Annotated in this window: 25 protein-coding genes and 1 tRNA gene; 16 read left to right on the top strand and 10 right to left on the bottom strand. The window is 42.7% G+C overall.

Annotated elements, in window-relative coordinates; translation table 11 throughout:
- Nucleotides 1-225 precede the first annotated feature (225 nt).
- Nucleotides 226-372 carry a hypothetical protein gene (locus FQ608_RS27635; protein ID WP_234364360.1) on the top strand — a complete coding sequence of 49 codons (147 nt, stop codon included), beginning with the start codon at nucleotides 226-228 and terminating at the stop codon, nucleotides 370-372.
- Between the two features lie 505 nt (nucleotides 373-877).
- Here FQ608_RS27635 and FQ608_RS23605 read toward each other — a convergent pair.
- Together FQ608_RS23605 and FQ608_RS23600 are read right to left on the bottom strand one after the other, a co-directional pair.
- Nucleotides 878-1108, bottom strand: coding sequence for a hypothetical protein (locus tag FQ608_RS23605; protein WP_158860961.1), 231 nt, complete (start codon nucleotides 1106-1108; stop codon nucleotides 878-880).
- Between the two features lie 420 nt (nucleotides 1109-1528).
- Nucleotides 1529-1602 (bottom strand) — tRNA-Asp (locus FQ608_RS23600).
- Nucleotides 1603-1885: 283 nt separating this feature from the next.
- Between FQ608_RS23600 and FQ608_RS23595 the strand changes: the two genes are divergently transcribed.
- The 4 genes from FQ608_RS23595 (at nucleotide 1886) to FQ608_RS23580 (ending at nucleotide 5365) form a co-directional block, all read left to right on the top strand.
- Nucleotides 1886-2833 (top strand): acetyl-CoA carboxylase carboxyltransferase subunit alpha, encoded by a 948-nt coding sequence (locus FQ608_RS23595; RefSeq protein ID WP_158860960.1) that lies wholly within the window; start codon nucleotides 1886-1888, stop codon nucleotides 2831-2833.
- Nucleotides 2834-2970: 137 nt separating this feature from the next.
- On the top strand, nucleotides 2971-3762 hold the full coding sequence (locus FQ608_RS23590) for a patatin-like phospholipase family protein (protein WP_158861014.1): 792 nt from the start codon (nucleotides 2971-2973) through the stop codon (nucleotides 3760-3762).
- Between the two features lie 8 nt (nucleotides 3763-3770).
- Entirely contained in the window at nucleotides 3771-4328 is a 558-nt protein-coding gene (locus tag FQ608_RS23585; protein WP_158860959.1) for a 1-acyl-sn-glycerol-3-phosphate acyltransferase, read from the top strand.
- Nucleotides 4329-4393: 65 nt separating this feature from the next.
- Nucleotides 4394-5365, top strand: a complete 972-nt coding sequence (locus tag FQ608_RS23580) for a YihY/virulence factor BrkB family protein (protein WP_158860958.1) — start codon at nucleotides 4394-4396, stop codon at nucleotides 5363-5365.
- Between the two features lie 56 nt (nucleotides 5366-5421).
- On the opposite strand, the gene FQ608_RS23575 is transcribed toward FQ608_RS23580, so the two are convergent.
- The 3 genes from FQ608_RS23575 to tyrS form a co-directional block, all read right to left on the bottom strand.
- Nucleotides 5422-5610 (bottom strand): hypothetical protein, encoded by a 189-nt coding sequence (locus tag FQ608_RS23575; RefSeq protein ID WP_158860957.1) that lies wholly within the window; start codon nucleotides 5608-5610, stop codon nucleotides 5422-5424.
- Nucleotides 5611-5754: 144 nt separating this feature from the next.
- A complete protein-coding gene (locus FQ608_RS23570; RefSeq protein WP_234364359.1) occupies nucleotides 5755-6471 on the bottom strand; it encodes a TetR/AcrR family transcriptional regulator in 717 nt (238 codons plus the stop codon).
- Nucleotides 6472-6522: 51 nt separating this feature from the next.
- The gene (gene tyrS / locus FQ608_RS23565) at nucleotides 6523-7815 is read right to left on the bottom strand and encodes a tyrosine--tRNA ligase (RefSeq protein ID WP_158860956.1); all 1293 of its coding nucleotides are present in this window, start codon (nucleotides 7813-7815) and stop codon (nucleotides 6523-6525) included.
- A gap of 170 nt (nucleotides 7816-7985) precedes the next feature.
- Between tyrS and FQ608_RS23560 the strand changes: the two genes are divergently transcribed.
- The 4 genes from FQ608_RS23560 to FQ608_RS23545 all read left to right on the top strand — a co-directional run bounded on the left by FQ608_RS23560 (nucleotide 7986) and on the right by FQ608_RS23545 (nucleotide 13882).
- A complete protein-coding gene (locus FQ608_RS23560) occupies nucleotides 7986-9236 on the top strand; it encodes an alpha/beta hydrolase family protein (protein WP_158860955.1) in 1251 nt (416 codons plus the stop codon).
- Between the two features lie 99 nt (nucleotides 9237-9335).
- A complete protein-coding gene (locus FQ608_RS23555; RefSeq protein ID WP_158860954.1) occupies nucleotides 9336-10313 on the top strand; it encodes an endonuclease/exonuclease/phosphatase family protein in 978 nt (325 codons plus the stop codon).
- Nucleotides 10314-10364: 51 nt separating this feature from the next.
- The gene (locus FQ608_RS23550; RefSeq protein WP_158860953.1) at nucleotides 10365-11828 is read left to right on the top strand and encodes a Ca2+-dependent phosphoinositide-specific phospholipase C; all 1464 of its coding nucleotides are present in this window, start codon (nucleotides 10365-10367) and stop codon (nucleotides 11826-11828) included.
- A gap of 41 nt (nucleotides 11829-11869) precedes the next feature.
- Nucleotides 11870-13882: an alpha-amylase family glycosyl hydrolase gene (locus tag FQ608_RS23545; protein ID WP_158860952.1), complete on the top strand. Its 2013-nt coding sequence runs from the start codon at nucleotides 11870-11872 to the stop codon at nucleotides 13880-13882.
- Nucleotides 13883-14245: 363 nt separating this feature from the next.
- Here FQ608_RS23545 and FQ608_RS23540 read toward each other — a convergent pair whose 3' ends face one another.
- The 3 genes from FQ608_RS23540 to FQ608_RS23530 all read right to left on the bottom strand — a co-directional run bounded on the left by FQ608_RS23540 (nucleotide 14246) and on the right by FQ608_RS23530 (nucleotide 16669).
- Complete coding sequence (locus FQ608_RS23540; RefSeq protein WP_158860951.1) at nucleotides 14246-14983, bottom strand: hypothetical protein; 738 nt, start codon at nucleotides 14981-14983, stop codon at nucleotides 14246-14248.
- 17 nt (nucleotides 14984-15000) lie between these two features.
- Complete coding sequence (locus FQ608_RS23535) at nucleotides 15001-15375, bottom strand: hypothetical protein (RefSeq protein ID WP_158860950.1); 375 nt, start codon at nucleotides 15373-15375, stop codon at nucleotides 15001-15003.
- 292 nt (nucleotides 15376-15667) lie between these two features.
- Nucleotides 15668-16669 (bottom strand): Gfo/Idh/MocA family protein, encoded by a 1002-nt coding sequence (locus FQ608_RS23530; protein WP_158860949.1) that lies wholly within the window; start codon nucleotides 16667-16669, stop codon nucleotides 15668-15670.
- 436 nt (nucleotides 16670-17105) lie between these two features.
- Between FQ608_RS23530 and FQ608_RS23525 the strand changes: the two genes are divergently transcribed.
- Both FQ608_RS23525 and FQ608_RS23520 read left to right on the top strand, forming a co-directional pair.
- Complete coding sequence (locus FQ608_RS23525; RefSeq protein ID WP_394351686.1) at nucleotides 17106-18503, top strand: Gfo/Idh/MocA family protein; 1398 nt, start codon at nucleotides 17106-17108, stop codon at nucleotides 18501-18503.
- An 82-nt stretch (nucleotides 18504-18585) separates the two neighbouring features.
- Entirely contained in the window at nucleotides 18586-18978 is a 393-nt protein-coding gene (locus FQ608_RS23520; protein WP_158860948.1) for a VOC family protein, read from the top strand.
- A 52-nt stretch (nucleotides 18979-19030) separates the two neighbouring features.
- On the opposite strand, the gene FQ608_RS23515 is transcribed toward FQ608_RS23520, so the two are convergent.
- Both FQ608_RS23515 and FQ608_RS23510 read right to left on the bottom strand, forming a co-directional pair.
- On the bottom strand, nucleotides 19031-19999 hold the full coding sequence (locus FQ608_RS23515) for a nucleoside hydrolase (protein ID WP_158860947.1): 969 nt from the start codon (nucleotides 19997-19999) through the stop codon (nucleotides 19031-19033).
- Nucleotides 20000-20358: 359 nt separating this feature from the next.
- The gene (locus FQ608_RS23510) at nucleotides 20359-21153 is read right to left on the bottom strand and encodes a TolB-like translocation protein (protein ID WP_158860946.1); all 795 of its coding nucleotides are present in this window, start codon (nucleotides 21151-21153) and stop codon (nucleotides 20359-20361) included.
- 226 nt (nucleotides 21154-21379) lie between these two features.
- On the opposite strand from FQ608_RS23510, the gene FQ608_RS23505 reads away from it, so the two are divergent.
- The 5 genes from FQ608_RS23505 (at nucleotide 21380) to FQ608_RS23485 (ending at nucleotide 25528) form a co-directional block, all read left to right on the top strand.
- The gene (locus FQ608_RS23505) at nucleotides 21380-22471 is read left to right on the top strand and encodes an oxygenase MpaB family protein (protein WP_158860945.1); all 1092 of its coding nucleotides are present in this window, start codon (nucleotides 21380-21382) and stop codon (nucleotides 22469-22471) included.
- 129 nt (nucleotides 22472-22600) lie between these two features.
- Nucleotides 22601-22882: a DUF2752 domain-containing protein gene (locus FQ608_RS23500; RefSeq protein WP_158860944.1), complete on the top strand. Its 282-nt coding sequence runs from the start codon at nucleotides 22601-22603 to the stop codon at nucleotides 22880-22882.
- Nucleotides 22875-23267 carry a TM2 domain-containing protein gene (locus FQ608_RS23495; protein WP_158860943.1) on the top strand — a complete coding sequence of 131 codons (393 nt, stop codon included), beginning with the start codon at nucleotides 22875-22877 and terminating at the stop codon, nucleotides 23265-23267. Before FQ608_RS23500 ends, FQ608_RS23495 begins: the two co-directional genes overlap by 8 nt.
- Nucleotides 23260-24195 (top strand): DUF4097 family beta strand repeat-containing protein, encoded by a 936-nt coding sequence (locus tag FQ608_RS23490; RefSeq protein ID WP_158860942.1) that lies wholly within the window; start codon nucleotides 23260-23262, stop codon nucleotides 24193-24195. The genes FQ608_RS23495 and FQ608_RS23490 overlap by 8 nt, the downstream gene beginning before the upstream one ends.
- A gap of 73 nt (nucleotides 24196-24268) precedes the next feature.
- Nucleotides 24269-25528: a fasciclin domain-containing protein gene (locus FQ608_RS23485; RefSeq protein ID WP_158860941.1), complete on the top strand. Its 1260-nt coding sequence runs from the start codon at nucleotides 24269-24271 to the stop codon at nucleotides 25526-25528.
- Nucleotides 25529-25734 lie beyond the last annotated feature (206 nt).

The following is a 25734-nucleotide window of genomic DNA, read 5'->3' as shown; positions in this document are numbered from 1 at the left end:
CAATCAAATTTAAAACCTTAAACAGTAAAAGTCATGTCACAATTTGAAATCGAGCATGGCGAGCATGTCACACAGTGGGATGATTATAGTAGCGAGATTCCATGTGACCTTTAAAAAACAATTAAATACACATGAAATAACCTACATCGGCAAAGGTTCCCCGATCTAGACATCATCCGGGTATCCATCTCCAAGGAAACACTGGAGAAAATCCTTAAAGATCACATGGTCGACTACGACGGCAACGATTACCTGGTATTTGAAGTCGCCTCGCTAAAAGAGCCGGACCAATACGGCAAAACCCACACGGCCTATATCAGCAAAAAGGTCGCTGCTCCGAAAGGTGGTAAGGCGAAGAAAGCCAAAGGTTAGGAAAGAGCCCTTCGGGGCTTTTTTTGTCTATTTATCTAAGTATATGCATATCAATATTTGTATGTAAAGCATATATCGATATAGATTTTCGAGCCAAAGTGGAAACGTTGCTGTTGAAGAAAAAATACGGGAATTTTAATTCATACTGTTTGAATGCTAATGGAATTGTTTTAATCATTAACTAAATAAAAGGTAATTAATTGACAATGGCAGATATATCGTTAAAAGTGACGCAACTAAAGGATCAACAAACCCAGCTAGACCGAAAAATAAATCAGCAATTAGTTTTAAACGTGGACTCCTTAACATTGACCGGTTAAAAGCACAAGCCATCGCAGCCAACAATTTAAAACAAACTGGGTGCATATAAAAGAACTTGAAATAGAGGGGCTGAAACTGGAGCTTTGATTATGTACCTAAGGTATGCATTCACTCACTTTCTGGCTCAACAATCCTCATTGAGCTGAAAGCCGGAAAGTCTTAAAAATTAATTTCGCCATTTTGGTCACCGTCCTCTCTGATCCAGTCTCCGGATAAGTTCTTCGATCTTGCGTTCCTGCTCCCTGATCGTTCTATTAGCCGAGGTTTCCTTCGGCGTGGAAATGGAATAGATAAACCAAACCCAAACGACAAAAGCAACAATAAGCCCCGGCCATTGGTTTTCACTGGCAAATGCACCAAACATGGCGATGACGCAAATAAAGGAAACGAGGAAAAGTTTGATAAGGAATCGCATAGCAGTAAAGTTTAAATGATACCTTAAGTTACTCATTTCTAGGGTGAAATGAAAGGAATTTAGTGAAAAATAATAAGGTAATTATCTCATTATTAAATATTTATATCAAAAATTCTGAGGTTTTTATTTCTGCTTTGATAAGAAATCGTAGGAGAAGGTAAAGGAAATCCTGGCTGCTTTATTAGTTGAGGTAGGGGCGCAATAGGTTTTTAATAGAAACAAAAAGCGTGCACGCTATGAATTCTCGCCGGAATTTATTGGTTTGCCAAAACAGGGAATTTAACTTGTAGATTGAAAGGAATATTCAAATTAGGGATATGTCAGTATCAAAAAGTCAACCAAATAGCCCCACAAATGGCCCCACATAAAAAAAGAAGAACCCTAACCGCTTAAAGATTAAGCAATTAGGGTTTCTTCCTGCGGAATGGACGGGACTCGAACCCGCGACCTCCTGCGTGACAGGCAGGCATTCTAACCAGCTGAACTACCACTCCGTTAAATAAATCGATGCGTTTATCGATTATTGTGATGCAAATGTAGGGGCTTTATTTTATCTGACAAAATATGGCCTCAAAAAATATTAACTAAATTTTTACTCCGCTCTTTTTCAGGATGTTTATTTTTAAATCAACACGATAGCTTTTGCCCTTTGAACCAAAAGCAAACTTGGACGTACCCCTCTAAACCTGTTTTTTTATCGCCCCGCCCAACCAATGCGGATTGTTGACCGAATATCGCAAATAATTTTTATCTTTGTTCCGTTTAAAAACTGGAAACATGGTATTAGAATTTGAAAAGCCTATAGCGGATCTTGAGCTTAAGCTCAGCGAAATGAAAGATCTTGCCAAAGGCAAAAACATTGATTTGTCCACAGATATCAAATCGCTGGAGGAAAAAATTCAAACCTTGAAAAAAGAGACATTTCAAAACCTTACACGTTGGCAACGGGTACAGCTATCCCGCCATGCCGACAGGCCTTATGCGCTAGACTACATCTATGAGATGACAAATGATTTTATCGAACTTCACGGCGATCGAAGTGTAAAGGACGACAAGGCGATGATCGGGGGACTGGGAAATATTGATGGACGTTCGGTGATGTTTATTGGCCAGCAAAAAGGTAGAAATACGAAGCAGCGCCAGGAAAGGAATTTCGGAATGGCGAATCCGGAAGGATATAGGAAAGCATTGCGGCTCATGAAAATGGCTGAGAAGTTCAACAAACCCATTGTAACGCTGATCGATACCCCTGGAGCTTTTCCCGGCATTGAAGCCGAAGAGCGGGGTCAGGGGGAAGCGATCGCCAAAAACCTAAGGGAGATGTTCAAACTGAAAGTTCCCGTCATATGTATTATCATTGGAGAAGGAGCCTCGGGTGGAGCACTGGGTATTGCCATAGGTGATAGAGTTTTTATGTTGGAAAACACCTGGTATTCGGTGATTTCTCCTGAATCCTGTTCATCCATCCTTTGGAGAAGTTGGGATTATAAGGAGCAGGCAGCAGAAGCGCTTAAACTAACAGCTCCTGACATGTTGCAAAATAAGCTAATCGACGGCATTATCGCTGAGCCACTCGGCGGGGCCCACCGAAATATGAAAGTGATGGCAGCAACAATTAAAAGCACCATCAAGGAATCTCTCGCCGAATTGGATAAAATCGAATCCAACGAACGCATGAATAATAGAATTGATAAATTCTGTGCCATGGGGGTAGTGGTGGAATAATTCGGAGATGGCCAACTATTTGGCTAGGGACCTTCAATTTTTTGGGGGTTTCATTCTTTAGAATGGAGGAGGAGAGACTTTCTTTCATGGTGTTCCAGCAGATAGGAACAGCATTCAATAATACAAGTAGTTTACCATTGGAAAATCAGACACGTATAGGAATAGCTCTTTCTGGAGGTGGCGTGCGCGGCATTTCACATCTTGGAGTGCTTAAGGCAATGGATGAAGTTGGCTTGATCCCCTCGGCTATATCCGGCACAAGTGCCGGTGCGATCGCCGGGGTCATGTATGCCAAGGGTTTCGCTCCGGATGAGATCTTGGAGATTATTATCCAAACAAATTATTTTAAGTTTATTTGGCCCTCTGTCAGCTGGAAAGGGATACTCAAGATGGATCAGGTTATCCCTCTTTACGAAAAATACCTTGGTGTTGATGATTTTTCGTCACTTCGAATTCCCATGACTATGGCCGCGACTGATTTGCATTTGGGCCAGACAGTGTACTTCTCTTCAGGAGAGCTTATCAGACCTTTAATGGCCTCCTCCTGTATTCCGGGAATGTTTGAGCCAATACTTCTAGATGGGCGGTATTTTATCGACGGCGGGGTGTTGAACAATATGCCTGTAGAGCCACTGCAGGACAGCTGCGATGTGATCATCGGTGTCAACTGCAACCACCTTCCCATAGAACAAAATATCCGCCATATCAAAAGCTTGATAGAGCGGACAGTAATCATGTCCATGAATTACAATGTATATAGCCGAAGGGGAATGTGCGACCATTTTGTTGAACCCCCAGGTTTGGCCCGGTTTGGCGTTTTGGAAATTAAAAAAGCAAAAGAAATATTTGAAATTGGCTATCAGACCATGATGGAGTATATAAGTCTTCATCTACAACAGGACGGGATTGCCACGAAATCAATAATATAAGCTCAGGGATGAAACTATTAGCACGGATTATTTTTTGGATTACAGGCTGGAAAGCTCAAGGGGGAATGCCTGATGGTGTGAAAAAGGCCGTTTTAATAGCCATTCCCCATACCAGTAACTGGGATTTGCTGTATGCCCGGGCCGCTTTTTACCTAATGGATATTCCTGTAAAATTTACAATCAAGAAGGAGGTTATGGTGGGTCCTCTAGGGTGGTTGATAAAAGCGTTAGGAGGAATTTCAATTGACCGCAAGCGTTTACCGGGAAAGCGTAAGTTGACTTATACCGAATCGATGATTCAGATGTTGAAAGAGTCGGATGAACTGGTGATTATGGTTACTCCTGAGGGTACCCGCAAACATGCACCGAAATGGAAAAGCGGGTTTTACCATATCGCATTGGGCGCGGAAGTCCCGATTTTGGTAGGATATTTGGACTACAAAAATAAAATAGCCGGTATTGGTCCCTGCCTTTATCCCAATGGGGAAATGAATGCCCAAATTGAAGAATTGATGGCTTTTGGACGCACTGTCGAGGGGAAGTACCCTGATCAGGGGATACGCTGATCCCGCGGGGTTGAAATTGTCTAAATAATTCCCCATATTAATTAGAAAAATTTAACCACAACTCCATGATTAAGAAACAGATAAAACGCTTAAAGTCACTCACGTTTTTTCAAATCATTATCGATAGCGTCAAAGATTTTGCCAGCAGTGATTCCATGACCTTTGCCGCCTCCACTGCATTTTACACAATTTTTAGTTTACCGGCGCTTTTAATTATCGTTCTAAACATTGGGGCTACTTTTTATTCCAAAAACGATGTGAGGGAAGAGCTATTGAGTCAAATAGGAGAACTCATAGGACAGGGAAGTGTGGAGACGCTTGACGAAATTATGCGAAATGTAACTTTGGAGGACCAGGTATTTTGGTCGCAAATGATGGGTATCGCTATTTTGGTATTCAGTGCGACCACGGTTTTTGTAAGCCTTCAAAACAGTATAAATCACATTTGGCATATCAAGCCAAAGCCTGAGAAAGGTGTTTTGAAATTTGCCGTTAACAGATTTCTGAGTTTTTCCATGGTGGCGTCCATCGGGTTCCTATTGATAGTCTCGTTAGTAGCTGATGCTGTCTTGGTAATTGTTTTAAACTATTTCAGCAATTTGTTTGACGAACGTGTTTTAGTTTTTGCCGGTGTGGCTAACGTGATTCTGGCACAATCACTAATGGTTTTGATTTTTGGTTTGATGTACAAAATTCTCCCTGATGCCCGTGTTAGATGGAAAGATGTGTGGTTGGGGGCATTTGTTACAATGCTTCTTTTTGCACTGGGTAAATACTTAATTGGCCTATATTTGGGAAATGCCGATGTTGGCAATTATTACGGAACCGCGGGCTCTTTGGTGGTTGTTCTCATTTGGGTTTATTATTCGGTTGTTATATTTCTATTTGGTGCCCAGATCACATACTATATTGCTGAGAATGTAGGGGGTAATGTCATACCTTCCTCGCAGGCAGTGAAAGTAGAATTAATAGAATTGGATGAAAATGGAGATTTTACCAATTATGTTAAGAAAAATCAAAAGAATTCCAAAAAATAGAGGTTGCAAATTTGTAATTGTTTTCCACTGAATAGGCATTCAATTAGGAAAGAGGATTAATCCTCTTTCCGTTTATCCCCGGTTTCGGGATCAAATTCGGAAACTTCTTTTTTCAGAACTTCCTTGGATGAAATTTCCTGTTCTTTAGATACATCAGAGGATTTTTTGTTGAATACTGATCGAAATATAAGGATCAACGCAATCACAATTGCTAAAATAATTGCAGCACCTATGTATAATGGCATACTCGATTGGGGTTTAGAAGAATAGTTATTTTAAATATGATAAAATGTATACAATTTGAGAGCAATAACGGTGCCCCTTTGTATATTTGCATATTAAAAAATTTTATTTGAAACAGGAATTATTTGAGGAATAAATTATTGAAATTAAAAAAGACGTCCTTGTACTGGCTGAAATTTGTGGGCAAATTGGGTGCCTTTCAACATTTCGAACAGAAACTTTAAAAAACTGTTTTTCCATACTTCGGCATGGATTTTAAGGTCCTTGGGTTCAAAGTCAACAGAACCCTTTACGCGATCGTACCCAATCAACATGCTCCATATCGTATAAAATGTGGTTTCGGGTTGAAGTTCCGGACGAATACTACCATCCCGAATGCCTTTCGATATTATTTTAACACCTATTGCGGGAATGTCGTGTTGGATTTGCAAAAGTTTCTGAAAATAGGGACTTTCCAATATCAAAGTAGGAATCATCTCTTGTTTTGCGGGATCATTATGCAGATTGACTAACCCTAAAAAATTAAGAATGCACTCATAAAAAAGCCGTTTTTCAGAGGTAAATACCAGAAAATTTTCCACCAAATCGGAAATGTTTTCAAAGCCTGTATTGTCCTTTCCCTTTGACAAGGCCTTGTTAAAGACATCTTTGAGCTCATCATACCCCTTTTTTGTGATGGCCATGTATAGATCCTCTTTACTTTTAAAATAAAAATAAGTTAACCCCTTGCTGATTTTGGCTTGCTGTGCCACCTCATGCATGGTAGTATAGTGCAAGCCTTTAATCGAGAACAACCGAATGGCCGCTTCCAAAATTTTTTTTTCCCGTTGTTGTCTTTCGTAGAGCCCCATATAGATTGGCATCGCTTACCGCTACAGGTAAACAATAAATTTTGTGATTTTGGTATAAATCAATTATTGGTTTACCTGTACAATATAATAATTCTTTTTCCCCTTTTGTACCAAGAGGTATTTGTTTTGGAGCAACTGAAACTCTTCTATAGAAATGTTGGGATCGCTGATTTTGATTTTGTTTATGCTTACCCCTCCGCCTTGGATCATTTTGCGGGCTTCTCCTTTTGAGGAAAATACCAAATTCTCAAAGCTCAATAGATCCATTAGATTTTGAAATGCAGCCAACTGTTTCTGGTTTACCTCCAATAATGGTACTCCCTCAAAGACCTGAAGAAAGGTGCGTTCATCCAAGGTCGAAAGGTCTTCCAGGGAGGACTTACCAAACAGGATATCGGATGCTTTTATAGCCATTTCAAGTTCTCCCTCCCCATGGACCAGTAGCGTAATCTCTTTGGCGAGATCTTTTTGCAGGATTCTTAGGTGTGGAGCCTCCAAATGTTTGGTTTCTAACTCTTCGATGCTGGATTGGTCCAAGGTAGTGAAAATGCGGATATATTTGGAGGCATCTTCATCCGAGACATTCAGCCAAAACTGGTAGAAGGCATAGGGAGATGTCTTTTCGGGATCAAGCCACACATTTCCGCCTTCTGTTTTGCCAAATTTGGTACCGTCAGCTTTGGTGATCAGAGGCACGGTAAGGGCAAAAGCTTCACCACCTTCCATTTTGCGGATCAGTTCGGTTCCAGTGACAATATTTCCCCACTGGTCAGAACCACCCAGTTGAATGCTACAACCACGATTTTTCCATAGATAATAGAAGTCGTACCCCTGGATTAGTTGATATGAAAACTCCGTAAAGGAAAGTCCGTTTCCATCTTCTAACCTTCTTTTTACGCTGTCTTTGGCCATCATATAATTGACGGTGATATATTTTCCGACATCCCTTATGAAATCCAAAAAGGAAAACCCGGACATCCAGTCGTAATTGTTAACCAATTCAGCTTTGTTGGGAGTTTCATCCTCAAAGCGTAGGAATTTGGCTAGCTGCTTTTGTATGCAATCTATATTATGATCCAGGGTATTTTTATCCAATAGATTTCGTTCGGCGGACTTAAAAGATGGGTCGCCAATCATTCCTGTAGCTCCCCCTAGGAGGGCAAACGGTTTGTGTCCGGCCCGCTGAAAATGTACCAGCGTCATCACACCCACCATATGGCCGATATGAAGCGAATCAGCAGTAGGGTCAAAACCTAAATAGGCAGCACCCATCCCATTATTCAGGTGATCAACTAATCCCGGAGTCATGTCCTGCAACATGCCCCGCCATTTCAATTCCGCTATAAAATCAGTCATTTTTCGGCAGTAAGTTTCTTATGAAGGGGCAAATATAAGGTTTGGAGGATAAGGATTGAAAAAAATGCGGGATATTGCTGTGGGACTTCAAGTTTTATACACATAGAATTTCCGAAAACACATGAAATTTGATCCATTTTTCCTATCTTGTTCTGAAAATTGACGGCCCAATGAAAATCTTGTATCTTTTTTTAATTATTTGTTTCTCGAGTAATATTCCCGCTTATAGCCAAGCGTTTGTTCCCAATTATGATGAAGCTAAGATCCCATTCTACACCCTCCCCAATGTTATTGCGTTTGAAGACGGTAGTATTATCACTAATGTAGCAGATTGGGAAAAGCGCAGGGCAGAAATTCTTGGTGTTTTTTCCAAAGAGGTATATGGAACAAGCCCGGAGTGGGACGGAGAGATTACCGCCACCGAGGTTTCATCGGTGGCAACGGACAAATTTATTCGGAAGGAAATAAAACTTTCCCTTCATCGCAAAAGCAAGAAGGTGGATCTCTATGTGTTACTTTTCCTGCCAAGGCAACAAACTCCCGCACCAATATTTTTGGGATTAAATTTCTACGGAAATCAAACTTTATCTGATGGTGCAAATGTGTTGGTGACCCAATCCTGGATTAGGGATAATAATGATTTGGGATCTGAAAACAACCGTGCTTCAGAAAAGAGCAGGGGTATGCGAACCGCAAATTGGCCTGCAGAAGACATAGTTGAAAAAGGATATGGTTTGGCGAGTTTGTATTATGGCGATGTAGACCCAGATTTTGATGACGGGTTTCAAAATGGAGTTCATGCCCTTTACGATCAGGAGCGCGACGAATCTTCTTGGGGAAGCGTTGCAGCATGGGCTTGGGGGCTTTCCCGGGTGATGGATTACCTCGTTACCCTTCCAGAAGTAGATGCAGATAAAGTGGCAGTGCTGGGACATTCTCGCTTGGGAAAGGCGGCTATTTGGGCAGGAGCAACAGATCAACGTTTTTCGATGATTATATCAAACAACAGCGGTTGTGGCGGAGCTGCCCTTTCCCGAAGACGTTTTGGGGAAACCGTAGGACGGATCAACACTTCTTTTCCCCATTGGTTTAGCGAAAGTTTTAGACAATATAATAGGCGTGAGGACGAACTCCCCGTTGACCAGCATCAATTGCTAGCTACCTTGGCACCAAGACCATTGTATATCGCCAGTGGTGAGGACGATAAGTGGGCCGATCCAAGGGGTGAGTTTCTGGGAGGCGTAGAAGCTTCTCCGGTGTATGAGCTTTATCAAAAAACAGGTATTCCAACAACTGAATTTCCTCCTGTTAATCAGCCTGTAATGGGACATATAGGATATCATATCCGTAATGGTGGGCACGGTTTGCTTGGCTACGATTGGCAGCAATTCTTGAAGTTTGCGGATATGCACTGGAGGTAACTTATTTGGAAATTTAGGGAATATCAGACTTTTCCCAATGAATCGTATGACAGTTTGATATAATTGCAGAATGTTTTTTTATACATTATTCCGACGATTATGGGCAATAACCAATCTAAAATTACGGAAACTCCTCCTCAGGAAGTACTGGATGAAATGGAAGAGCTGAATCAGGTGCTGGATGTCGCACTTCCTTTCAAAAAATTAGACCATAATATACTTATTGGCACCTGGAATATTCGTGCGTTTGGTGGGCTGACCGAAAAATGGGCGGCCGAGAACAGTGACTCGCCTAAACGTGACCTGCAATCGTTAGTAGTGATTGGGGCAATTATTTCCCGGTTTGACATTGTGGCGATTCAGGAGATCAAAGGAAATTTAAAAGCCTTTCGGCATATGCTGAAACTCCTTGGAAACCACTGGAGTTTTATTTTGACGGATGTCTGTGGAGGGGCAGAGGGAAACGATGAACGGCTGGCCTTCCTATTTGACACCAGAAAGGTAAAGCTCTCTGGCCTAGCCTGCGAATTGGTGGTGCCAAATGAAAAAATAGAAAGTATTGAAGAGGGAGCCTTCTCCCGACAATTTGCGAGGACGCCCTATGCAGTAGGGTTTAAGGTGGAGGATAAAACTTTTGTATTGGTGACCCTGCATGTCCTTTATGGCAAGCGGGCAAGCGACAGAACAGGCGAATTGGAAGGGATAGCCCAATGGCTTAAAAATTGGGCCACCGACATGAATTCCTTTGACCAAAGTCTAATTGTATTGGGAGATTTTAATATCGATAGGATGGGGGACCCCAGATATCAGGCCTTTACTTCAACAGGTCTCCAAGTCCCAGTGGACTTGGAAGCTTTGAAACGAACTGTTTTTGATAAAAATTCCACGTATTATACCCAAATAGCCTGGTTTGAAAATCAGCAGCACATACCTGAGCTTTCAATCAAATACCTACAAGGAGGAGTATTTAATTTTGGTCCCCACGTGATGAAGAACAGGTCATTGACACCTATGCAGCTTTCTTGGAGGGTCTCTGATCACCTTCCATTATGGGCAGAGTTTTCCACGAGATGCTGATTTTGCCCAAAGTTTAAATATATTAGGGAATAATTTTGAAAAGATTACGGTATGGTAAAACAGCTTTTGGTAGTGGCATTCGTCCTTTTATTTGGAACAGCTTGTGAAAAAGGGTCTAAAGAAGATGTGGAGCCAAGCATAAAAATTAGTCACCTACAACTCATTGGCAGTCATAATAGCTATAAGTTGGCGATAGAACCCGCACTATTAAAACTCCTGATGGATACCGATTCAGCAACGATGCAGGGATTGGATTACAGCCATATTTCACCCTGGGACCAGCTTGAATTAGGCTTACGGGTCTTGGAATTGGATGTGTTTCATGATCCGGAGGGAGGGCGTTTTTCGACGCCAAAAGGACATGCCTTTCTCCAGCAGCGGGGGTTAACCCCTGAACCCTATGCTGACCTCCAGAAATTCGACCAGCCGGGTTTTAAAGTCATGCATGTACAGGATATTGATTTTAGATCCCATTTTCCCCTTTTTAGGGATTACTTGGAGGAATTGAAAACATGGTCGGATCTTAATCCAAACCATTTGCCCATTTTTATTACTGTTAATACCAAGGATCAGAATTTCCCCGAGCGTGGCTTTACCGAAGCATTGCCGTTTACTTCAGAGGCATTTGATTTGTTGGGGAAGGAGATTCAGAGCGCTCTTTCGCCAGAAAAATACTTCACCCCTGCCCAGTTGAAAAAGGACTTTGAATCTCTGTCAGAGGCTGTTTTGACCATCGGCTGGCCCGACCTTAAAGAAATTCAGGGGAAATTTGTATTTGTTTTGGATGAAGGCGGCGAGAAAATGGATTCCTATCTTCAAAATGACCCATCCTTGGAAAGGAGTGTGTTTTTCGTAAACGTATCGGAAGACAATCCTTTGGCAGCAATCATGATTCTGAATGATCCTGGGAGAGACCAGGCGAAAATTCAAGGTTTGGTCAAAAAAGGATTTATGGTACGGACGAGGGCGGATTCAGATACCCGGGAAGCGAGAACCAACGATAGGAATAAAATGGATCATGCATTTAGCAGTGGCGCCCAGCTGATCAGTACGGACTATTATCTCCCTGACACCAGGATTAATTCTGAATATCAAGTCATCTTTCCCAATCAATCCTACGTGAGATCAAATCCACTGATTGAACCTGTGAAATCTAAGGATATTTCTGAAATTGAATTTCAATCGGAGGTAGTGCCATTATCTACTGGAGATTTTAAAGTTGCAATGGAGCACAAGTATGGAACGGTTTTGGACGTGAGGACAGACGGGGAAGTGAGTGGAGGGTGTTTGGAAAATGCCATCCAGGCAGATTTTCTCTCGGACCAGTTCGATGAGCGTACTAAAACACTTGAAAAATCAGAACCGATCCTGGTATACTGTAAAGTAGGAGCTAGAAGTGCCAAGGCAGCGGAAAAGTTGATTGCCCAAGGCTTTAAAAAGGTATATCACCTGGAAGGGGGCATAGACACATGGGTTTCATCCGGGGAAAAAGTAGTGGAATACGTTCCCCGTTAAACGATTAATAGAATTGATTTTTAACCTTTGACTTCGATTTTGTGGAAAAAGATATTCATTTGGCCATTATTAAAGAGGACCCGTGGCTGGTTCCTTACAAAGAAGAAATACTGCAACGGTTTGTTCGCTTTCAACGTGCCCTGTTGGAAATAGAACTGGCAGAAGACAGTCTGATGGACTTTGCCAAGGGCCACCACTTTTTTGGTATCAACAAGGATCTGGAACGCAATGGCTGGGTGTACAGGGAATGGGCACCGGAAGCACAGGCACTATATTTAATAGGAGATTTCAATCAATGGGACCGAAGCTCCCATCCGTTGGAGCGCAAAGAGTGGGGAGTGTGGGAAATCTTTTTACCCGCCTCTGAATACAGCCAATCGTTTGTGCACCAAAGCCTGATCAAAGTCCATGTTGTTACTGCGGAGTCAGCATTGGACCGTATCCCGGCATATATCACCCGGGTGGTACAAGATGAAGAAAGCAAGGATTTTTCCGGTCAACTTTGGTTTCCCGAAGCGGAATTTGAGTGGACAGATAAAAATTTTTCCCCAAAGAAAGCCTTAACGGCCCCGCTGGTCTATGAATGCCATGTGGGTATGGGGCAGGAGAAAATGGGATTGGGAACCTATCGGGAGTTTGCTGACCTTATCGTGCCAAAAATTAAAAAAAACGGCTATACGGCTATTCAGCTGATGGCCGTTATGGAGCATCCCTATTATGGATCCTTCGGATATCATGTTTCCAACTTTTATAGTCCTTCTTCACGCTTTGGAACTCCCGAGGATCTAAAATACCTGGTGGATACCGCGCATGGAATGGGCTTGGCAGTTATTATGGATATCGTTCATTCCCACGCCGTACAAAATGTGTCTGAGGGACTAAATGAATTTGACGGTTCAGACCATCAATATTTTCATGCCGGTCCAAAAGGGTATCACGAAGTATGGGATTCCAAATTGTTTGACTATGGTAAGTGGGAGGTAAAGCGTTTCCTACTTTCCAATATCCGCTACTGGATGGAGGAGTTTCACTTTGACGGGTTCAGATTTGACGGAGTAACATCCATGCTGTATGTGCATCATGGGCTTGTTACCTTTGACCATTTTGACAAGTATTTTAACGATGATGTAGATCAGGAAGCAATCATATTTATGCAATTGGCCAACAGGTTGATCCATACGATCAAGCCAGATGCAATTTCTATTGGGGAGGAGGTCAGCGGAATGCCGGGCCTTTGTCGGGAACCGATGGAAGGGGGTATTGGGTTTGATTTCAGAATGGCAATGGGCATTCCCGATTTTTTCATTAAAATACTCAAAGATCAACGGGATGAGGATTGGGATATCTTCGAATTCTGGAAAGTGGTCAGCGAAAGAAGATACAAAGAAAAAACCATCGCCTATGCCGAATCGCATGACCAGGCATTGGTAGGGGATAAGTCCATTGCCTTTTGGCTGATGGATAAGGAAATGTATTTCAATATGCATGTCAACGATAGCCACCTGGTAGTGGATAGGGGAATTGCTTACCATAAGCTTTTCCGCCTGTTTACCATCAGTTTGGGCGGTGAGGGATATCTCAATTTTATGGGCAATGAATTTGGGCATCCGGAATGGATAGACTTTCCAAGAGAAGGAAACGACTGGAGCTATCAGCATGCGAGACGACAGTGGAGCCTCGCCGAGAATAAGGAGTTAAAATATAAATTTTTGCTTTACTGGGACAATGCCATGATTCGGTTGGTGAAAAAATACAATGTCCTCCAGGCATCTTTTGCCGAACAACTTCACATGGATACGACAAATAAAGTCATTATATTCCGCCGTGGAGGATTGATATTTATTTTTAACTTCAATACCAGTCAGTCCATTTTCGATTATCGGTTCAGGGCACCCGAAATGGGTAAATATAATTTGGTGCTCAATTCGGACAGCACCAAATTTGGTGGCTTTGGACGGATAGATGAAAGCCTTTCCTACTACACCAATCAAAATCAAATGCTCAGCACTTATCTAACCAACCGCACGGTATTGGTGCTGGAGAAAGTGGGGTAAGCTTTATTTCCATCTTACGCTTAGTGTAATCCTATCACTAGGTAGACCTAAATATTGATAGTTAAACCCAAATAAATTTGGACAGTTCCGTAGGAACGACCGATATAGTAACCATGGGTTTCAACCCATAGACAGGGATCAAGCCCCCTACCAAAAGTGCCGTAGGCACGGACGATAATTTGCATCGTTTAGTAGGAGAGGGTATTATCGGAAAACAATAAATGCAGTTAGCTGGCCTATTGCATATTGAAATTGGCAACTTGCAATGTTTTGATTCCATGGCTTGATGTCGTTCGTCCCGATGGGACTTTTAAACATCATTCTCGTCTGATCCCCCGGTTTCAACCGGGGGCTTAAGTTTGGCTAATTGCGTGCGTAAAACAGATTAGATAGCACATGAATTGGGTTATTTTTAGTACTTCGTTGTTTATTCTCCATTGTAACGAAGTCGGAGAAATTGATTTTGACTGAATCCGTCCAGTTTATTGCCCTAAATTGATTGATCAGGTTCCTCCATCTTACAGTGTCCACTGTTTTGACAGGGAAGGTATGCACTTTTCCGGCAGCCCAGGCTTTCACTTCTTTCCATTCGTAATCCTGTGACTGACGAATCTGTTCCGGGGTAGGGAGTTCCCTTCCATAGACTCGCTTTCCTCCTTTTTCGTTGGTTTCGCTACAATCTGGCAGTTCGTATAGCCGGCAGTCTTTGCGGATCCTTCCGATAAGGGTGACATTTTTATCCAGTTTTTTGAGGACAGACTCATTGGTATAGCTCCCGTCAACGCTGACCACCAATCTTTTTTCACTGTGTCCGTCCAGGTCAAGTCCTTTTCTCAGAGCCGATATTCTTTGGGCTCCGACTATGCTCAGCTTGGTCTTTTTCTGAGTCTCCCTATAAAGTTTATAATCCTGCTCCGCACAGTCCTTTTTGGGCTTTTTTAAAGAAGGACAGTGGTGAAGGTCAACCGGCACAGTAGTGGCCTGTATATTTTCCATTCTCGAACATAAGGAAAGGGAGGTCTGGATAAACCGCTGTCCCCAAACCAGGTTGGTTTGAAAAGGAGGTCCCAGCGGATCTCTCATCCACTTAGCCCCGTCCACTTTCTTTCCCGTTTTCCTCAGAAGCGTATCATCATGTGTGCATAAATCTCCCTTTCGTCAGCTGAGATGGCGTCCGCAAGGTTCTTTCTGACCACAGAAAACAAGGCGTCGGTATTCATTCTTTCCCCATGAAACAAACGGTAGGCGGCCGACCAGTCCTTAAACTGTTGGCCTGTGGCGGCAATCATGCCTGTAACGGTACTCCTGCCCACGCAACCAAGAAGACCCTCTGCAAGCACAAAGGCCCTTTTCCAGGTACGCGGTTGGGTGAAAGCGCCCTTACATTTGGGGAAAACAGAACCGAACACCTCTTTTAGGTTTTGGGAGGCATTTTTTTTTAAGGCTTTCAACTGCCTTGTCACTGCGCTGGAGAACGAGCCTCTGGTGATCATCGATGATCCACTCAACCACTTCTCCCTGTTGAAACTCAATTGCCTGGGCAACGGCAGCCGGAAAATTGACGTACCATTGTTCGCTTTTGGCCCTTTTGATGATCTGAATTTTAGTAGGATACCCCATATCTAGTAAATAGCCAAAATCGAGAGAGTAGTTCTCCGATGAAACATCGGTGAACTACTCTTATAAATACCCCTAATTTTAATAGGGCCGATCTGTACGTTTAGATCCAATTTCTCCAATCTGGATTTGCTGTACTATCCTTACTGAACAAATATTTTTAAAGCTTTAGGTGAGGGCTACCCATCGGTTTTCCTTAGCAGCCTGAAAGATAGCTTCCAAAATTCTGGTATTCTGATAGGCAGATTCAAGTGAAACCGGAACCTCCTTATCCTCCAAGATGGCCCTGCTAAAATCATCAGCCTGCTTGGTATATTGATCACTTATTGGCATTTGAATTACCTCTACCTGGTGTCCCGTAATGTCTCCATGGTGGATATGAATTTCATTGGGCTGGTCGATAGGTGCGTTGAAGGGAATCCTGACTTCAAGCGCCTTTTTTTCACCAAAGAAAAACATCCTTTGATAAGGCATTAGCTGCGTGCTAATAGAAAACGTCATTTGCGCGGAGGGATATTGCAGGATCACCGATCCCAATTGATCCGTTCCAAAATCCGGGTCGAAATCCAATAAAGCCGTTAATTTCTGAGGCTCTTCCCCTAAGGCAAACCGAGAGGTAAATACAGGATAGCAACCGATATCCCACACGCCACCACCGCCATTTTCCGGTTTGTTTCTAATATTATCTTCCTGTCTGTTAAAGTAGCTGAAAAAGCCCTGGACAGCTTTTATTTTGCCCAAATCCCCACTACCAATGATTTCTTTCACCCTGATCCATTGGGGATTGGATGCGACCATAAAGGCTTCACCCACCTTTACACCATATTCATCTCTTGCTGATATAACTGATTTGAGGTCGGACGCTTTTAAGGCAAAGGGTTTTTCACACAACACGTGTTTTCCTGCCTGAATGCACTTCAGGGTATATGAGACGTGTAGATCATTTGGCAGGGGGTTGTAGATTGCATCCACGTCGGGATCGTTGATAACTTCCTCATATGATCCGTAGGACTTGGGAATATCTAATTGGGAGGCAGCGGTCTTGGCCTTTTCCAAGCTGCGGGACCCAATGGCTGTTACTTCATAAAGGTCGCTGCCCCTCATTGCCGGTATTACTTTTTCTCGGGCGATTTTGGCTGCCCCAAGTACTCCCCATCTTACTTTTTTCATGGTTTTGGTTTATTAAATGCGTTAAAATATATAAAATAGAACCATCTCCTTGCGTGGAGAATGCTCAGGATCTTACCAACAAGGTACGGCTTATCTTTTTTAAATTTTATCCGAGCGGATGAATATCTACATATTAATTCATATTGATTATAAATAGGACTGATCAGATAAAATTTATCTTTTTTGTCCTTTTGGATGATTATGCTGTAAATCAAATAAAAAAGATGTAATACAATAGTCATTATGGGTTTCTGCAAACTTTTTCAATAGAAAAAATGGATATTTAATTTAATTCGAATGTGCGAATAAATTTACTGGGTTTGATTACTGTTGACAAAAAGGGAAATTCTCCCTATAATGCAATCGATTGCGCAAATATTCAGCACAAAATATGCGTAGATATAAAAACCATAAAAATTAATTAACAAAACCTAACATGGAAAATAAATTCTCTAGAAGATCATTTCTTTATTCCGTCAGTATGCTGGCTGCGGGGACGGCTTTGGCCACTCCGCTTACCGGATTTGGAATGAACAGAAAAATGAAGGTGGTGCTGGTTGGAACCGGTGTCCGTGGCATCTCCTTTTGGGGCAAGCGGCTGGTCGAGCAGTACGGGGATACTTTGGAATTTGTCGGACTCAGTGATATCAATCCTGGCCGGTTGGAGTATGCGAAGCAATTTATGGGTGTGAATTGCCCCACATTCGTAGACTTTGATGAGATGGTGACCAAGACCAGACCTGATCTAATCATTGTCACAACAATGGATTCTACCCACCACGAATTTATCATAAAAGGATTGAATGCAGGCATTGACGTGCTTACAGAGAAGCCGCTGACTACGGACGAGAACAAATGCCAGCAAATCGTAGATGCGGAAAGAAAGTCCAGCAAAAACCTTATTGTAGGTTTTAACTATAGGTGGAGCCCATACATAACGAAAATAAAAGAATTACTTCAAAACGACGAGATTGGAGAAATCACATCTGTTGATTTTCACTGGTACTTGAACGTTCACCATGGAGCGTCTTATTTCAGAAGGTGGCATGGATTGACAGAAAATGGCGGTTCCCTTTGGGTACACAAGTCAACGCACCATTTTGATTTGTTAAATTGGTGGCTGGACTCCGACCCGGAAGAGGTATTTGCATATGGGGCACTGGAGCATTATGGAAGCAACGGTCCTTTTAGGGGGAAGAGTTGTAGATCTTGCGCCCATAAAACTGACTGCCAATACTATTGGGATGTCACAAAGAGTCAGCATGACATGAATCTCTACGTGAAAAATGAGGAACATGACGGGTATACGCGGGATGGATGTGTTTATCGACATGAAATAGATATTTTTGATAAAATGTCAGCTCAAATTAAATACGCGAATAAGGCAGTTGTAAATTATTCACTGACCACCTATAGCCCTTACGAGGGGTGGAAAGTATCCTTCAACGGACAAAAGGGAAGGATTGATGCATGGCTGGATATACCGTTTATGGGTAAAGACAGCTTGGATCAGGAAGCACTGCATTCGGCGGAAATGAACCAAAATATGGATGATATGAATCAGGAGCCACTGGTAGTCCATAAGAATTTCGAAAAACCTCAGTTTGTCAATGTGGTCAGTGAAAGGGGAGGCCACGGTGGTGGCGACAGAAGGTTGCACGATAAGATCTTCAAAAATCCAGGAGCGGATGATCCCTACAAGCATTCCGCGGGGATCCGTGATGGTGTTATGTCTGTTTTGGTGGGCGTAGCAGCTCGGGAAAGTATTGCGAAAAATGCCCCGATTAAAATTGCGAGCCTGACCGATATCAAGCCAACAGCTGATAGGTCTTAATTAATTTCTTATCAAGACCCCTTCTTAACTTCTCCGGAGTTGAGAAGGGGTTTTTGCTTTTATTAAATTTTAAACGACTCCCATGAAAATAGAACATCTAGCACTCAACGTTTCAGAACCTCTTGCAATGGCCGATTGGTATGAAAAGCACCTTGGCCTTACGCCAGTAAAAAAAATGCAAGAGTCACCTTATATGACTTTTTTGGCCGATGACAGCGGCAAGATAATGATAGAATTATACCAAAACCCAAAGGCTACTGTATTGGCATTTGATTCCCTTGACCCGCTGATGTTGCACCTTGCATTTGTTTCAGCTGATCCGGCAGAAGATGCCCGTCGGCTTGTGGGTGCCGGGGCAAGTGAAGTAAGTGACGACACCCTTCCCGACGGGACCCGACTTATCATGCTGCGGGATCCTTGGGGTTTGGCGGTCCAACTGGTAAAACGCGCCAAAGCGCTGCTGCCTAATCCCTAGTTTATAGTACAGGTTAATTGTGTATAGGTTGTTAGGTTTTTGAGAAGAAAAATTAGAAGGATGGTCGGTATATACCCACCATTAAGGCATCGATAATCTTGGCAACCTCGGTGGGATTGGCCTTTTTCTTCAAATAGGCCTGTTTTCCGGGTTTACCGGGAATCCAGGTATTGCTTCCATCTGGATGAACCTGACAATGTCCTTCACGGACCAACTCCCAGTATCCCTTGTCAGGAGAGACGGCATATAAGATAGAAGCTTGGTCCCAGCTTTGACGACCGCTGAAATTGTTGTAAAGTTTGTAGGCCTGGAAGACGGGATTGGTTGGATCTAGGTATTGTTGAAGAAACAATCCGCCAGTTATAATTTCACCGCCAAGCTCCCATCCTCCAAAAACCACATCTCCAGGCCAGTTTTCGACGGAATAAACCGTGGAAGCTGGATCCGGCCGGTAAAAATTAGCTTCTTTCCCTTCGGGATACATGCCGCCCATGCAGGACCAAAGTTTTACTTTTTGCCTGACTAGGTCAATCCCATTAAGGGGGCTAATGTCATCGGGTTCTGATTTAAGCAGGTGGGCCAAGTTGGTAAGATGACCAATACTGATAAGGACCACGCTTTGGTCATCAGCATCGGAAAGAAGTTGCCTATAGAGGGTAGTAGCATCCAAAGCGTCCTCGTAGGTTTGTATGCGTTTTGGGAACCCCTCGGCAATTTCTTTGGTGTACTTGGAGATATGTTGAAGCGGAATTCCTTTTTCCACGCCGATAGGAATTTCTGGTCGGTTGAAAAAATGATTGATAGCATCCGTACAAGCGGGGGCATATTCGTCATCGCTTGTGACAATTACTCCCAAGATTTCCACTTTTCCATGGTCGGCAAGAGTATGGAGCATGGCCAATGCGCCCACGTCATCCACGTCGGAGTCAATATCGGTATCCAAAATTACGTTGATGGTTTGGGCGAAAATGCTGGTATATCCGATAAAAATCAGAAGGAAGGATAACGCGTAATGTTTCATCTGTTTATAATTTTTTTTTAATGGTCAGATGGAATCTCGCTACGATAATCATCCCACTGTGTGACGTTTTCGTCATGCTCGATTTCATGTGTTTATAATTGTTTTTCAAAGGTCACATGGAATCTCGCTACGATAATCATCCCTCCGTGCGTCGCTTGCGTGATGCTCGATTTCATGTGTTTATAATTGTTTTTTAATGGTCAGATGGAATCTCGCTACGATAATCATCCCACTGTGTGACGTTTTCGTCATGCTCGATTTCATGTTGGGTTAGTTTTTCGAAAGATAGGAAAATAAAAAAGGGTATGAGAAAAAGAATCTTATTGCTTTAGTGAGTTGACAATAAACCCAAATAGACCTTAATTCACTAAGCGTTCCATGACCAAAACTAATTTATCTTTTTTGGGACTTAATGCTAGGCGGGATATATCCCCATATCCGGGGAGGGAAACGGAGGCAAATTTTTCCCACCCCCTATCTTTGTTCAAATAGTTCATGTACAAGTCTTTCCCTTTCGCCATGATGACACGGTGTTTGTCCAGCCAGATAAAATCTTCGGATCCCTCCAACGTTTCCCCCAATGTTATCAGTTGCCTCTTTTTTGTATCGTAGGCTTTAAGGGTGTATGTGGTTCCTGAGGAGGTTTTGGTAGGTTTGCTTTGATCAATATAGGCAATGGTCTGTGTTTTTGGTCTTGCCTGAATAGACCGCCCCACTTCAAAGGCAATAGGTTGAAGGTCGGTTTTTCCATATGGAAAAATAAGTTTATTAGGTTCTCCCAAGACATACAAGGCGGCAATATTTCCAAACCATCCATAATACGCTACAGGCATGATGTCATCATAGAGTAATTCGGGTTCACCCATGTTGATGGGATACAGCCAGAGCCTTTGATTCCCATCCGCTTCTACTCTTACCGCCGAGATGTACTGACCGCAATCTGTGAGGGCCGGAGAGTATTCGCTGAAATCGGGCGTGCGGGTCATGTTGGTAAATTTTTTGTTGGAAAAATTGTACATGATGATGTCACTGCTCCCATTTTTGGCTTTTGACGTAAAGACCAACTGCTCATTGTTGATAAAATAAGGCTGGTTGTCGTACCCACTTCGGTTTGTGATGCTTTGGGCACTTTCCGGTACTACGTGTAGACCCATGGGTCCGATTTTGGTTTCCAACATTATAAGATCAAAGGATTCCTGCGCTCTAAGCTCCCATCCACAAGCAAGAAATATTAATAGAAAAAACGCCTTAACTATTTTCTGGTGAATTGAGATTCTCGTTAAGAAATTTAATGGATGGGCTGTTGTAAAGTATTTTGGGTGCATGGTTTTATTTTCCTTATTTAATCAAACTATAACGCAGGATTCCGGTTAGAAACGTGTGGGCAAATTTACATTATATAACGAACAAAACCTCAATAAGCTAAAGCATCTTGGAGATCCGTTGGCGGATGAGGCGGCAAAAGTGTTAATCAATTCTCCGGAAATCTGTCGTGAAATCAACGAATGGTCCACCATACCCGAAATTTTGCCCGACCATTTCCCGGTAGAGGTTTATCGTTATTTTGAATGGATGAAGACCTCCCCGGTTGCTGTAGACCGTAAAAAAGTACTTAGATCTCAGCGGTTTTTCGAAGAAAATGGGACGCTTTATCTGACATTATTGGGATTTTATTCTTTGCCTTACTCCTATGCCTTTGCAGACGGCGCTCAAGTATTGGTCCGATCCAAACGGATAATGGAGGATGTGGGAAAACGGCTTACCGAAACGGCTTTTTTTGTATTAGAATGCTTTCGTCCAGCCTTATTCATTGGAGATGACCAAAGTGTGCTCAGTTTGGCAAAAGTGAGGCTGATACATGCTTTTTCCCGGTTTTTTATTCAAAATCATGCTTCGGACTGGGATCCCGAATGGGGGATTCCCATCAATCAGGAAGATTTACTCCAAACCAATCTGGTTTTTGGTTTTCTTGTAATGCGCAGCATGCGCAAAATAGGACTAACCGTACCGCAGGAGGAGGTAGTGGCATCCCTTCACTATTGGAAGATAATAGGGCATTACATGGGGATTAATATCGAATATTGGCCAGATACAGCACGTGAGGCCTACTTTTTAGAAAAATGTATACGAAACAGGCACTTAAAAAGTAGCGAGGCAGGAAGAATGTTGATTAAGGTGCTGATAAATTATTACCGTGAATTTTTTCAAAACCCGGCAATCACCCGTTTAGCCGAAGATCTTGTGGCTTTTTTATTGGGTGAAAAAGCCGCCGATGCCCTTGGCCTCAAGAGAGCCAGCCCATTTGCCGCCCCGGTCTATCAGTTATTACTTCAGACTAATCTGTTTGGGACTTCATCCCAGCCCAAATCATATGCAGCCCAACGTAGGTCATTTGAGGTTAATAGTCAAAAGCAACTTGGCGCACAAGTCCGCTTGAATATCCCCGTTATACCCCAGCGTAATGATCGATAAGTAGTTCATTATCGGACATTTTTTGTTCGTTTTTGAATTTTTTAATCTTGATATAATCGGTTTGACCCTAAAATTGGGCTATTTTGTTTCTGGCATTCTTTTCGAATAGTAATAAAGAAAGCAACCTTGATGAAAATCCCTTTTGAACTCTATTTTTGGTGCCTGGCTCTAATTGCCATAGCCTTTATAGAAGTCGGCACAGAAGCTCATTTCAGTCTTTGTCCGCTTCATAACTTAGGTGCGAATTGGTGTCCCGGCTGCGGCCTGGGTAGATCCATGAAGTTGTTTATGACGGGAGAATTTAAAGCTTCATGGGAAATGCATCCCTTGGGAGGATTTGGGCTGCTTGTAATTGGATTCCGTATCATTGAAATTATTAAACACATAAAAACTACTAGAAACTATGGCTAACGTATTGAAACACCTCCCTGAGTTGGAGGGGATGGAACTGGGGTATATTCAGGGAATACTCAAGAATATGGATGATGAACAGGCAAACCTGTTCGCTCAGGTCTACCGTGCCCGCCGCAAAGACAGTCAGATGATATTGATTTTGACCTTACTTGGGTTTTTTGGCTTTGCCGGATTGCACCGTTTTATACTGGGTCAGATAGGGCTTGGCATCTTGTACCTCTTTACTATAGGTTTATGCTTCATCGGTACCATTGTGGACTTGGTCAATTATAAAAGCCTTGCGTATGAATACAACATGAAGGTTGCTCATGAGACCTTGTCTCTTATGTCCAACGGATTTGACGTTGTTTTTCCCAAAAAAAATACCGATACCAATGAGTAAGTATATAGTAGGGTTTTACTTGCTGATGATGTTGGTTGTCAGTGCCTGTGATTTTGGACCCATGCAGGTGATTACTGATGAATCAGAGACCTTTGAGGGCATCACTGAAATTCAAATCAGGGGAGGTGCACTGGAGACTAGCTACATTGGGAGTGACGATACTGAAACCGTCACGTTAGAGGCGTTCTTGGAATCCTCAAATCCGCAAATGGATGGGATCATCTATCGGCGTAGAGGCAGCAGGTTGGAAATCGAAATGGGTAGTACCGATGGTTTGAGTTTTTGGACTGGACGGACAAAAGGATTCATTTCTCTTACCGGCCCCCGAAAAATGGCCCTGGATGCCCGCAACTCCTCCGGCACTCTCGAAATCCGTAATGTAGAACATTCTGCGCTGGATTTTAGGATCAGCTCCGGAAAAATGGAAGTACACAATATTGTTTGTGATCACCTAGTATTAAAAGCAAGTTCGGGGAAATTGCATGGGGAAAACCTTCAGGGCGATGTTGACTTAGATCTGTCTTCAGGAATGGCCGCGCTGGAAGGCGTTTGGGGAAACGTAAATTTTAAAGGTTCAAGTGGAAGTATTTCTATCAGCGAAGTCGAAGGCAGGGTTGATGGAGGAATGAGTTCTGGAAAGGCGAGCTTGGAAAATATCTCCGAAGTTGGGAAGCTTAGTCTATCCTCCGGCATGCTTACCGCCGAGGAAGTCGGGATAAGTGAGGCAACCAACTTGCAGGCGTCTTCGGGCTATATGAAAATTCAGACCCATAGTTCTTTGGATGACTTCAACTATGATTTTTCCGTTGGTAGCGGACACCTGAGCATTGGTGGTCAAAAGGGTAGTAAAGACCTTAAGATCGATAATGGGGCAACACATACCATCGCAGGTACGCTTCGTTCCGGGAAAATGGAGCTGATGAATTAAACTTTAATTGGACCCTATTCAAACCATCCTTGATGAAATCAGTTGTATTTGTTGAACATCAAACTAATCCACAATGACTTTCAACAAAAACATACTATTATTCGCTGCGTTTTTTGGCTTTATGGCTTGTTCGGATGATGACCCCACTCCGGAACCGGAGGAAGATCCGAAAAACATCGTAGAATTGGCATCTGATACTCCCAATCTCTCTATACTGGTCCAGGCGGTTACCGCAGCCGGATTGGTAAATGACCTATCGGCACCTGGGCCCTTTACTGTCCTAGCGCCCACGAACCAAGCATTTCAGGCGCTCCTTGACTCCAATCCAGCATGGAACGAACTATCTGATATCGATACAGATGTCCTGCGACAGGTATTACTCTACCACGTCGTTTCAGGAAGTGTGCCCTCCAGCAGTCTTTCTGCAAACCAAGAAGTGACCATGCAAAATGGTGAACTCCTGACAGTTACCCAAGTTGGTTCAACGGTCACATTTAATGATACGGCTGATGTAATAACAGCTGATGTAGAGGCGAGTAATGGAATTGTACATATTATAGATGCGGTGTTGTTGCCACCATCTTTGACAGCGGTAAATGAAAATACCTTAATGATGATTGAAGATGAGACGTTTGGTAACGTGTTCACAGATGGTAGGGGCCATGTCCTCTATTATTTTGCAAGAGATGTGAAAGGAGCTAACAACTGTACGGGAGGATGTGCTAACAATTGGCCGATATTCTATGCAGAGGAAATTATGGTTGATGACCCGGATTTTGATGAAGACCTTGTAGGTCAAATCGACGTGGATGGGGAAATGCAATCCACTTACAACGGGTGGCCATTATATACATTTGTAAATGATGAAGAACCTGGGGATACAAACGGAGAAGGTGGAGGCGGAGGTAACTGGTATGTAGCAAAGCCGGATTACAGCCTGATGCTAGCCAATGACCAACTGGTAGGGAATGACGGAAATAATTACATTCTTTCTGAGGAAGGGGTATTGGAAATGGGGGACGGAAACACTCCGTATTTTACAGATTTTGATGGAAGGACGCTATATAGATTTAGAAATGACGTCGCCAATCAAAGCAATTATGGAGGAAATGTTGCCAACTGGCCTGATTTTACCACCCCGGTTACGATTGTACCGTCCGTATTGAGTTTGGAGGATTTTGGTGTGATCGCTGAGAATCAGGTGACGTTTAGGAGCAATCCAATTTACTATTATGGACAAGATGCCGAACGTGGGGAAACTAAAGGAGTAAGTGCCGGCGGGGGAAATTGGCCAATAATTAATAGATCTACTGCTGCGCTAACAGCTGAATAAAATAAGGTTGAATTTTTGGGATGGGATCAACTGACTTGTTTTAAAATAAGCCAGTTGATCCCTTTTTCAGTAATAACATCTACCAGAAATGTTTAATTACTTAGTGATCCCTTAGGCTGTTTGGTAGCATTCAACAAAATAAATCTGATTTCGCAAATTGAACTATTTGTCCATTTTTGAATTAAAAATCCCCAAAGGTACAATTT

The organism is Lunatibacter salilacus (assembly GCF_009797935.1).
Taxonomy (GTDB): Bacteria; Bacteroidota; Bacteroidia; order Cytophagales; family Cyclobacteriaceae; genus Lunatibacter; species Lunatibacter salilacus.
Note: the sequence above shows the minus strand (reverse complement) of the source record. Positions and strands in the feature narration are given on the sequence as shown.

Excerpts from the sequence above, each read along its gene's own strand:
- FQ608_RS27635 (WP_234364360.1), top strand. The coding sequence starts at position 226 with ATGGTCGACTACGACGGCAACGATTACCTGGTATTTGAAGTCGCCTCG.
- FQ608_RS23605 (WP_158860961.1), bottom strand. The coding sequence starts at position 1,108 with ATGCGATTCCTTATCAAACTTTTCCTCGTTTCCTTTATTTGCGTCATC.
- FQ608_RS23595 (WP_158860960.1), top strand. The coding sequence starts at position 1,886 with ATGGTATTAGAATTTGAAAAGCCTATAGCGGATCTTGAGCTTAAGCTC.
- FQ608_RS23585 (WP_158860959.1), top strand. The coding sequence starts at position 3,771 with ATGAAACTATTAGCACGGATTATTTTTTGGATTACAGGCTGGAAAGCT.
- FQ608_RS23580 (WP_158860958.1), top strand. The coding sequence starts at position 4,394 with ATGATTAAGAAACAGATAAAACGCTTAAAGTCACTCACGTTTTTTCAA.
- FQ608_RS23575 (WP_158860957.1), bottom strand. The coding sequence starts at position 5,610 with ATGCCATTATACATAGGTGCTGCAATTATTTTAGCAATTGTGATTGCG.
- FQ608_RS23570 (WP_234364359.1), bottom strand. The coding sequence starts at position 6,471 with ATGCCAATCTATATGGGGCTCTACGAAAGACAACAACGGGAAAAAAAA.
- tyrS (WP_158860956.1), bottom strand. The coding sequence starts at position 7,815 with ATGACTGATTTTATAGCGGAATTGAAATGGCGGGGCATGTTGCAGGAC.
- FQ608_RS23560 (WP_158860955.1), top strand. The coding sequence starts at position 7,986 with ATGAAAATCTTGTATCTTTTTTTAATTATTTGTTTCTCGAGTAATATT.
- FQ608_RS23555 (WP_158860954.1), top strand. The coding sequence starts at position 9,336 with ATGGGCAATAACCAATCTAAAATTACGGAAACTCCTCCTCAGGAAGTA.
- FQ608_RS23550 (WP_158860953.1), top strand. The coding sequence starts at position 10,365 with ATGGTAAAACAGCTTTTGGTAGTGGCATTCGTCCTTTTATTTGGAACA.
- FQ608_RS23535 (WP_158860950.1), bottom strand. The coding sequence starts at position 15,375 with ATGATCACCAGAGGCTCGTTCTCCAGCGCAGTGACAAGGCAGTTGAAA.
- FQ608_RS23530 (WP_158860949.1), bottom strand. The coding sequence starts at position 16,669 with ATGAAAAAAGTAAGATGGGGAGTACTTGGGGCAGCCAAAATCGCCCGA.
- FQ608_RS23525 (WP_394351686.1), top strand. The coding sequence starts at position 17,106 with ATGGAAAATAAATTCTCTAGAAGATCATTTCTTTATTCCGTCAGTATG.
- FQ608_RS23520 (WP_158860948.1), top strand. The coding sequence starts at position 18,586 with ATGAAAATAGAACATCTAGCACTCAACGTTTCAGAACCTCTTGCAATG.
- FQ608_RS23515 (WP_158860947.1), bottom strand. The coding sequence starts at position 19,999 with ATGAAACATTACGCGTTATCCTTCCTTCTGATTTTTATCGGATATACC.
- FQ608_RS23510 (WP_158860946.1), bottom strand. The coding sequence starts at position 21,153 with ATGGGTCTACACGTAGTACCGGAAAGTGCCCAAAGCATCACAAACCGA.
- FQ608_RS23500 (WP_158860944.1), top strand. The coding sequence starts at position 22,601 with ATGAAAATCCCTTTTGAACTCTATTTTTGGTGCCTGGCTCTAATTGCC.
- FQ608_RS23495 (WP_158860943.1), top strand. The coding sequence starts at position 22,875 with ATGGCTAACGTATTGAAACACCTCCCTGAGTTGGAGGGGATGGAACTG.
- FQ608_RS23490 (WP_158860942.1), top strand. The coding sequence starts at position 23,260 with ATGAGTAAGTATATAGTAGGGTTTTACTTGCTGATGATGTTGGTTGTC.
- FQ608_RS23485 (WP_158860941.1), top strand. The coding sequence starts at position 24,269 with ATGACTTTCAACAAAAACATACTATTATTCGCTGCGTTTTTTGGCTTT.